This is a genomic window from Rhizobacter sp. P2_H2 (assembly GCF_056403375.1).
Map to the genome: position 1 here is coordinate 1 of NZ_JBFUFP010000280.1, position 5,684 is coordinate 5,684.

At 70.6% G+C, this 5,684-nt stretch carries 3 protein-coding genes; 2 read left to right on the forward strand and 1 reads right to left on the reverse strand.

Annotated features, from left to right (window positions below; genetic code table 11):
• On the reverse strand, nt 1-1,606 hold a 1,606-nt coding region (locus AC1D15_RS15785; RefSeq protein ID WP_477826710.1), incomplete at its 3' end, for a BamA/TamA family outer membrane protein.
• Nucleotides 1,607-1,738: 132 nt separating this feature from the next.
• Here AC1D15_RS15785 and AC1D15_RS15790 point away from each other — a divergent pair.
• The gene (locus AC1D15_RS15790; RefSeq protein WP_477826711.1) at nt 1,739-2,890 is read left to right on the forward strand and encodes an efflux RND transporter periplasmic adaptor subunit; all 1,152 of its coding nucleotides are present in this window, start codon (nt 1,739-1,741) and stop codon (nt 2,888-2,890) included.
• Nucleotides 2,887-5,684: efflux RND transporter permease subunit (locus AC1D15_RS15795; RefSeq protein ID WP_477826712.1), on the forward strand; the 2,798-nt coding region annotated here is incomplete at its 3' end. The genes AC1D15_RS15790 and AC1D15_RS15795, both read left to right, overlap by 4 nt.

The following is a 5,684-nucleotide window of genomic DNA, read 5'->3' on the forward strand; positions in this document are numbered from 1 at the left end:
GGAAGGCCGCGTCGACGTGCAGGAAGGCTGCGTCCACGTGCACCACGGTGCCCAGGCCCGAGCGGCTGTTGCCCAAGCGCAGCCCGACGCCGGCGTCGCGCAGCAGCCCCTGGGCCGAGTCGCCCGGCCGCACGCCGTCCCAGGTTCGGCCCATGTCGTAGAACACTGCGCCGCCGACGTGGAACAGCCGGAACGGGAACCAGTCGGAATAGGCCCGCTGCTCGATGGTGGCCAGCCAGCGGCCGCTGCCGCTCTGGTAGCGCAGCGGGTAACCGCGCAGCCCGGTGTCGCCGCCGAGCGTGATCTGCTGGTCGGGGTCGAGCCGCACGCCGCGGTCGATGCTGACGCCGGCAAACAGCGAGCGCTGCGTCGACTGCCGCAGGTACCAGCGGCCCGACAGCTTGAACAGGCTGCCGCTGAGTCCTTCGCGCTCGACGCGGCCTTCGGCCGTGCCGGCCAGCAGCCACGTCTGCGACGGACTCGGCATCCAGCCTTTCGAGAAGCCGGCATCGAACACGCCGGCCGTGCGGTCGGAGCCCAACCGGCTGGAGGCCGCGCCGAGCCGGCCGCGCACGTTCCAGCCCAGCGCGATGTCCTCGGTCTTGCCGATCTGGTCCTGGTTGTGCGTGGCGATGAACTGGTCCTCGATCCAGCCGAAGCCGATCCACGGATACAGCAGGCGCCGCCCGTCCGGCGCGACACTGGCGCTGCCTTGTGCAGCCAGCGCGGTGTAGCGCTGCTCGTCGAAGGTGAGGCCGGCGGTCCAGCGCAGCACAGCACCGTCGTGCAGGCCGTCGGACCAGCCGGTGTAGGCCGTTGCGTGCCGGGCGGCCACGTCGTACTGGTTGACGACCTGGCCTTGCGAGTACACCGAGTCGATGCGGCGCTCGTTGCTGAGCGACAGTCCGCCGGCGCTCCGTGTGTCGAGCGCATAGAACGGCTTCTCCAGCGCCAGCTTCTGCGCGCGCCCGTCGCTGTTGTCGTCGTACTCGCCCGTCAGCGTCCAGCGGCTGCCGAGCAACTGATTGTCCTGGTAGGTCAGCGCTTTCGACCTGCGGTCGACGCCGGAGTGGATGTCCAGCCCGAGCTGCTTGCCGCGGCCCAGCAGGTTGGTCTCCTGGATGCCGACGCTGCTGCTGTTGCGCCCGCCCTTGCGGCCGAACGACACGCCGGGCTTCAGCGTCCACACGTCCTGCGTGGCCACCACGATGTCGACCACGCCGTCGTGAACTGCCTCGACGCGGATCGCCGCATCGCGCAGGTAGCCGTTGGCGCGCAGCGTGCGCTCCGATTCGCGCAGCAGCCGCGCGCTGTAGCGTTCGCCGGGCTTGAACAGCAGCTGCTGCTCGATGGTCTCGCGCCGCGTCTGGATGTGCAGCCAGTTCGCGAGGCGGAACACGGCGTTGTCTTCTTCGTCGAGCCGGGTATCGAAGATGTCGAGGTTGTCGATGCGGATCTCGCCGATGACTGCGCCGGATTGCTCCAGGCTTTCGTCGGAGGGCAGCTCGGCGGCGGCGGGCGCCACGGGGTCGTCGTCGGCACGCACGGCCAACGGGCACAGTGCGCCGCAGGCGATCAGCGCAGCAAGGAGTCTGATGTTCGGCATGCCTGCACTGTGCAAAGGCGAGGGTTAGTCGATCCTTAAGACGCAGCGGCCAGTCCCCCGGGTCGTGGGGGATCGCACGGAATGCGGCATGCGCTAAGTCGCCATTAAGTGCGCAGCCGGCACAGTGAACCCATGAGTCGAACCCATTGGATCGCGACGCTGGCGTCGCTCGCGCTGCTGAGCGGCGCCGCCTTCGCGTTGTGGATGTCCACGCAGGTCGCGTCGAGCGCCGCCACGAAGCCTGTGTCCTCGAAGCCGCCGCTGGTGACGGTGCTGCGCGCCCGCCTGGTCGATGTGCCGGTGCGCCTGGCCGTGCAGGGCCACCTGGTCGCCCTCAACCAGGTCGACGTGCGGCCGCAGGTCAATGGCAGYGTGCGAGCGGTGCACTTCCGCGAGGGCGACGACGTGACCGCCGGCCAGCTGCTGTTCACGCTGGATGCGAGYGATGCCGGCGTGCAGCTCGACCGCGCCAACGCGCAGGTGGCGCAACTCACCGCGCAGCTCGGCGATGCGCAGCGTGAGCTGGCACGCGCCCGGCAGCTCGCGCAGGACAACTTCATTTCGCCGAGCGCGGTCGAGGCCGCCGCCGGCAAGCTGGCCGCGCTCGAAGCGCAGCACCGCGCGGGGCTGGCCGACGTCGCGAGCGCGCGCGTGGCCGTGGAGCGCACCCGCATCACCGCGCCGATCAGCGCGCGCAGCGGTCAGTTGTCGGTGCACCCGGGCAGCCTCGCGCAGACCGCGTCCGCGAGCCCGCTGGTCACGCTGCTGCAGTTCGATCCGATCGGCGTGGCCTTCACGGTGCCCGAGGCCGACCTGCGGCGCATCCTGCAGGCCACGCAATCGCTGAAGGACGTGCGCGCGGTCGCGCCGCAGCTGGACCTCGGCAACGGCACGCACGTGGCCGGCACGCTGGTCTTCGTCAACAACCTGGCCGACACCGCCACCGGCACCGTCGACCTGAAGGCCTCGTTCCCGAATGCGCAGCGCAGCTTGTGGCCCGGCGGCTTCGCGAGGCTGGAGATGGACGCAGGCACCGACCAGGGCGTGGCGCTGCTGCCGCCGCAGGCCGTGCAGAACGGGCCGTCCGGCGCCTTCGTCTACCTGCTCGACGCCGCGGACCGCGTGGCGCTGAGGCCGGTGTCGCTGTTGCGCGTGCAGGACGATCGCGCGGTGGTGCGCGGGCTGGCCGACGGCGACCGCATCGTCGTCGAAGGCGCCCGCAACCTGCGCGAAGGCGTGCAGGCGCAGGTGGGCACCGTGTCGGCACCGGGGTTGCCGTCATGAACGTCGCGGCCTTCTGCCTGCAGCGCCCGATCGCGACGATGCTGTTCTGGATCGCCGTCGTGGTGGCCGGCGCGGCGAGCTGGCTGCAGCTGCCGATCTCGGCGCTGCCGCGGCACGACACGCCGACCATCCAGGTCAGCGCCAACCTGCCCGGTTCGAGCCCCGAGAACATCGCGAGCTCGGTGGCCACGCCGCTCGAGAAGCAGTTCTCCGCGATCCCCGGCCTGCTCGCCAGCAGCTCGACCAGCATCCAGGGCGAGACCAAGATAACGCTCGAGTTCGATCCGTCGCGCGACATCGACGCGGCTGCCGCCGACGTGCAGGCCGCGCTGTTCCGCGCCGCGCGCTCGCTGCCGCCCGAGCTGCCGACGCCGCCGTCGTACGTCAAGGTCAACCCGGCCGATGCGCCCGTGATCCTGGTCGCGCTCAGCTCGAGCGCGATGCCGCTGAGCACGCTGAACGCCTTCAGCGACAACCTGGTCGTGCCGACGCTGGCCTCGATCAAGGGCGTCGCGCAGGTGCAGGTGAGCGGCCAGAAGCGCTACGCGGTGCGCGTCGAGGTCGACCCTCAGCGCCTGGCGGCCGTCGACCTGACGCTGGCCGAGCTCGCGAATGCCTTGCGCGCGGCCAACTCCAATGCGCCGATCGGCCAGCTCGACAGCCCGCGCCAGATGATGACGCTGCAGATCGACGGCGGCCTGATGAACGCGGCCGATTTCGCGCGCGTGGTGATCGCCAACCGCCAGGGCAGGGCGCTGCGTTTGTCGGACGTGGCCGAGGTGCTGGACAGCATCGAGAACGTGCAGAACACCAGCGAGGTCAACGGCCGCGCATCGATCCTGCTGAACGTGCGGCGCCAGCCCGACGCCAACACGGTGGAGACCGTCGACGCGATCCGCGCCGCGTTGCCGCGCCTGCAGTCGCGCCTGCCGACCAGCGTCACGCTGCAGGCCTTGAGCGACCGCTCCACCTCCATCCGCCAGGCGCTGCACGACGTCAACGTCACGCTGGTCGTCACCATCGCGCTGGTGGTGCTGGTGATGCTGGCGTTCCTGCGCCGGCTCGGCGCGGTGGCGATCCCGGCCATCACGATCCCGGTCTCGCTGTTCGCCACCTTCGGCGCGATGCTGGCGCTGGGCCTGAGCCTGGACAACATCTCGCTGATGGGGCTGACCATCGCCGTCGGGCTGGTGGTCGACGATGCCATCGTGGTGCTGGAGAGCATCAGCCGCCACATCGACGACGGCATGGCGCCGGCGCAGGCGGCGCTGCGCGGCGCCACCGAGGTCGGCTTCACGGTGATGTCGATCTCGGTCTCGCTGGTGGCGGTGTTCATTCCGATCTTCTTCATGCCGGGCACGGTGGGGCGGCTGTTCCACGAGTTCGCGGTGGTGCTGAGCGTGTCGGTGCTGGTGTCGGTCGCGGTCGCGCTGACGCTGATCCCGATGCTGGTGCCGCGGCTGGTCGGGCCGCATGCACCGCCCCCACCGCACACGCCCACCGCGCCGGGCCGCGCGGCCCGCCTGTTCGACCGCGGGTTCGACGCGATGCTCGCTGCCTACCTGCGCAGCCTGGCCTGGGCGCTGCGTCACCGGGCCCTGGTGCTGGCCGGCGGCGTGTTGACGATCGGGCTGACGGTGTGGCTCTACCAGAGTGCCGCGAAAGGCTTCTTCCCGCAGGAGGACATCGGCCAGCTCTCGGCCAACATCGACACCGCCGAGGACATGTCGTACGAAGGTCGGCTGGCCGTGCTGCGGCGCATCCAGGCGACGGTGATGGCCGACCCGGCGGTGGCCACGGTGGCCGCCAAGGTCGACCACGACACCACGGCGCTGGTGATCGAGCTGAAGGACAAGACCGAGCGCGGGCCGATGGCCGGGGTGATCCGGCGCCTGCGCGCCGACACCGCGTACCTGCCCGGCGTGCAGGTGCTGTTCAGCCCGGTGCAGAACCTGCGCGTCGGCGGGCGCAGCGCGAAGAGCACCTACCAGTACACGCTGCAGGCGGTCGGGCCGGCCGACCTCGGCCGCTGGGCCGAGTACCTGGCCGCCGAGATGGGCCGCTCCGCCGTGCTGGTCGGCGTGGCCAGCGACGACCAGAAGAACGGCATGCTCGCGCGGCTCGGTGTCGACCGCGACAAGGCCGCGCTGCTCGGCGTTGACATGGCGTCGCTGCGCAACACGCTGAACGCTGCGTACGGCAGCCGCCAGGTGTCGACCGTCTATGCCGCCGAGGACAGCTACCCGGTGATCATGGAGATCGCCGACCGGCAGCGCCGCACCGAGGCCGACATCCTGTCGCTGCAGGTGCGCGGTGCCGGGGCGACACTGATCCCGCTGGCTGCGTTTGCGCGCGTCGACCGCGCGAACGGCGCGCTGTCGGTCAGCCACCAGATGCAGTTGCCGGCGGTGACGCTGTCGTTCGACATGGCGCCCGGCCGCTCGCTGTCGGAGGCGCGCGCGGCCATCGACGCCGCGCGCACGCAGATCGGCATGCCCGACACCGTGGTCGGCAATTTCGCCGGGCAGGCGGCGCTGTTCGAGCAGTCGCAGGGCTCGCAGCTGTGGCTGATCCTGATCGCGGTGGCCACCATCTACGTGGTGCTCGGCATGCTGTACGAAAGCTGGATCCACCCGCTGACGATCCTGCTCGGCCTGCCGTCGGCGGGGCTGGGGGCGCTGCTGGCGATCCGCCTGTGCGGGCTGGAGCTGAGCTTCATCGCGATGATCGGCATCCTGCTGCTGATCGGCATCGTCAAGAAGAACGCGATCATGATGATCGACTTCGCGATCGA